The sequence below is a fragment of the Microbacterium sufflavum genome (assembly GCF_023091155.1).
Lineage (GTDB): Bacteria > Actinomycetota > Actinomycetes > Actinomycetales > Microbacteriaceae > Microbacterium > Microbacterium sufflavum.
Window position 1 is genome coordinate 2018 of sequence record NZ_JAHWXK010000006.1, and the last position, 3641, is coordinate 5658.

2 rRNA genes are annotated in these 3641 nt (G+C 54.6%); both read left to right on the forward strand.

Going from position 1 to position 3641, the window contains the following annotated elements:
• Positions 1 to 298 precede the first annotated feature (298 nt).
• Positions 299 to 3400, forward strand: a 23S ribosomal RNA gene (locus KZC56_RS17580).
• A 111-nt stretch (positions 3401 to 3511) separates the two neighbouring features.
• A 5S ribosomal RNA gene (gene rrf, locus KZC56_RS17585) occupies positions 3512 to 3628 on the forward strand.
• Positions 3629 to 3641 lie beyond the last annotated feature (13 nt).

Genomic DNA, 3641 nt, shown 5'->3' on the forward strand with positions numbered 1-3641 from the left:
GCTTCGGTGGTTGGAACGGGGAGGGTGACGGATGTCGCACCTGCACGCTGTTGGGTCCTGAGGGACCGGATGCGCTTTGACCTTCGGGTTGGAAGCATTTGGTTACTCTGGGCCTTTCGTTGTTTCCCCGGTGGGGAAGCGGTGAAGGGTACCGCCCGTACTTTGAGAACTACACAGTGGACGCGAGCATCTTGCAACTGATCTTCGGATTGGTTGCGCAAGATGATCTTAAAGATCATTAGTCAATTTCTGATCCCGCCTTCGGGTGGGGTCGAGTTTTTGATTCGAACTCATGTGATTTCAAGTCTTTAAGAGCAAACGGTGGATGCCTTGGCATCTGGAGCCGAAGAAGGACGTAGCAATCTGCGATAAGCCTCGGGGAACTGATAAGCAAGTTTTGATCCGAGGGTGTCCGAATGGGGAAACCCCGCTGGGCGGCGTGCCGACCTAGTGACTCCCGCCTGAATATATAGGGCGGGTAGAGGGAACGTGGGGAAGTGAAACATCTCAGTACCCACAGGAAGAGAAAGCAACCGCGATTCCGTTAGTAGTGGCGAGCGAAACCGGATCAGGCTAAACCGAGTGTGTGTGATATCCGGCAGGAGTTGCATATTCGGGGTTGTGGGACTCACCAGTCAGTTCTGCCGAGCTGGCGACGTTACAGAAGCGTATAGACGAACGGTCTTGAAAGGCCGGTCATAGAGGGTGCCAACCCCGTAGTCGAAATGCGTGTTCTGGCGTGGAGAGTATCCCAAGTAGCACGGGGCCCGTGAAATCCCGTGTGAATCTGTCAGGACCACCTGATAAGCCTAAATACTCCCAGATGACCGATAGCGGACAAGTACCGTGAGGGAAAGGTGAAAAGTACCCCGGGAGGGGAGTGAAATAGTACCTGAAACCGTTTGCTTACAAACCGTTGGAGCACCCCTGGTAGGTGTGACAGCGTGCCTTTTGAAGAATGAGCCTGCGAGTTAGCGATATGTGGCGAGGTTAACCCGTGTGGGGTAGCCGTAGCGAAAGCGAGTCTGAATAGGGCGATTCAGTCGCATGTCCTAGACCCGAAGCGAAGTGATCTATCCATGGCCAGGTTGAAGCGACGGTAAGACGTCGTGGAGGACCGAACCCACTTAGGTTGAAAACTGAGGGGATGAGCTGTGGATAGGGGTGAAAGGCCAATCAAACTTCGTGATAGCTGGTTCTCTCCGAAATGCATTTAGGTGCAGCGTTGCGTGTTTCTTGCCGGAGGTAGAGCTACTGGATGGCCGATGGGCCCTACAAGGTTACTGACGTCAGCCAAACTCCGAATGCCGGTAAGTGAGAGCGCAGCAGTGAGACTGTGGGGGATAAGCTTCATAGTCGAGAGGGAAACAACCCAGACCACCAACTAAGGTCCCAAAGCGCGTGCTAAGTGGGAAAGGATGTGGAGTTGCTCTGACAACCAGGAGGTTGGCTTAGAAGCAGCCACCCTTGAAAGAGTGCGTAATAGCTCACTGGTCAAGTGATTCCGCGCCGACAATGTAACGGGGCTCAAGCACGCCACCGAAGTTGTGGCATTGACATTATTGGTAGGCCTTCGTGGTCCAGCCGTGTTGATGGGTAGGAGAGCGTCGTGTGGCCAGCGAAGCGGCGGTGGAAACCAGCCGTGGAGGCTACACGAGTGAGAATGCAGGCATGAGTAGCGAATGACGTGTGAGAAACACGTCCTCCGAAAGACCAAGGGTTCCAGGGTCAAGCTAATCTTCCCTGGGTAAGTCGGGACCTAAGGCGAGGCCGACAGGCGTAGTCGATGGACAACGGGTTGATATTCCCGTACCGGCGAAGAACCGCCCAAGCTAATCCAGTGGTGCTAAACGTCCGAGCCTTCACATCGTCACCTTCGGGTGACACCGTGGAGGGGAGCACGTGACCCCATGCTGGTGCGGTTAGCGTATTAACAGGTGTGACGCAGGAAGGTAGTCCAAGCCAGGCGATGGTTGTCCTGGTGCAAGTGCGTAGGCCGAGTCATAGGCAAATCCGTGACTCATGAGGCTGAGACACGATGCGGATAAAAAGTGGATGATCCTATGCTGCCGAGAAAAGCATCGACGCGAGGTTCTAGCCGCCCGTACCCCAAACCGACTCAGGTGGTCAGGTAGAGAATACCAAGGAGATCGAGAGAATCGTGGTTAAGGAACTCGGCAAAATGCCCCCGTAACTTCGGGAGAAGGGGGGCCTTCGACGTATTAGGACTTGCTCCGAAAGCGTTTGGAGGCCGCAGAGACTAGTGGGTAGCGACTGTTTACTAAAAACACAGGTCCGTGCCAAGTCGCAAGACGATGTATACGGACTGACGCCTGCCCGGTGCTGGAAGGTTAAGAGGACCGGTTAGCCGCAAGGCGAAGCTGAGAATTTAAGCCCCAGTAAACGGCGGTGGTAACTATAACCATCCTAAGGTAGCGAAATTCCTTGTCGGGTAAGTTCCGACCTGCACGAATGGCGTAACGACTTCCCAACTGTCTCAACCGCGAACTCGGCGAAATTGCATTACGAGTAAAGATGCTCGTTACGCGCAGCAGGACGGAAAGACCCCGTGACCTTTACTACAGCTTGGTATTGGTGTTCGGTGTGGCTTGTGTAGGATAGGTGGGAGACTTTGAAGCGGTGACGCCAGTTACCGTGGAGTCATTGTTGAAATACCACTCTGGTCACTCTGGATATCTAACTTCGAACCGTAATCCGGTTCAGGGACAGTGCCTGGTGGGTAGTTTAACTGGGGCGGTTGCCTCCCAAAAAGTAACGGAGGCGCCCAAAGGTTCCCTCAACCTGGTTGGCAATCAGGTGGCGAGTGTAAGTGCACAAGGGAGCTTGACTGTGAGACTGACAGGTCGAGCAGGGACGAAAGTCGGGACTAGTGATCCGGCAGTGGCTTGTGGAAGCGCTGTCGCTCAACGGATAAAAGGTACCTCGGGGATAACAGGCTGATCTTGCCCAAGAGTCCATATCGACGGCATGGTTTGGCACCTCGATGTCGGCTCGTCGCATCCTGGGGCTGGAGTAGGTCCCAAGGGTTGGGCTGTTCGCCCATTAAAGCGGTACGCGAGCTGGGTTTAGAACGTCGTGAGACAGTTCGGTCCCTATCCGCTGCGCGCGTAGGAAGTTTGAGAGGATCTGACCCTAGTACGAGAGGACCGGGTTGGACGAACCTCTGGTGTGTCAGTTGTTCCGCCAGGAGCACCGCTGATTAGCTACGTTCGGGATGGATAACCGCTGAAAGCATCTAAGCGGGAAGCCGGCCTCAAGATGAGACTTCCATACCTTCGGGTGAGAGGCTCCCAGCCAGACTACTGGGTTGATAGGCCAGATGTGGAAGCACGGTAACGTGTGCAGCTGACTGGTACTAATAAGCCGATGACTTGATAACACACCGTTCGTTGGTGCTTGCGTCCACTGAGTGGTTCTCGATGTACGGTCGAGAACCACCTTCGATCACACACACGTGTGAACCTAGGTTTGATTGAAACATCAATAGTGTTTCGGCGGCCATAGCGTGAGGGAAACGCCCGGTCACATTCCGAACCCGGAAGCTAAGCCTCACAGCGCCGATGGTACTGCAGGGGGGACCCTGTGGGAGAGTAGGACACCGCCGGACTCCTTTTAGTCAA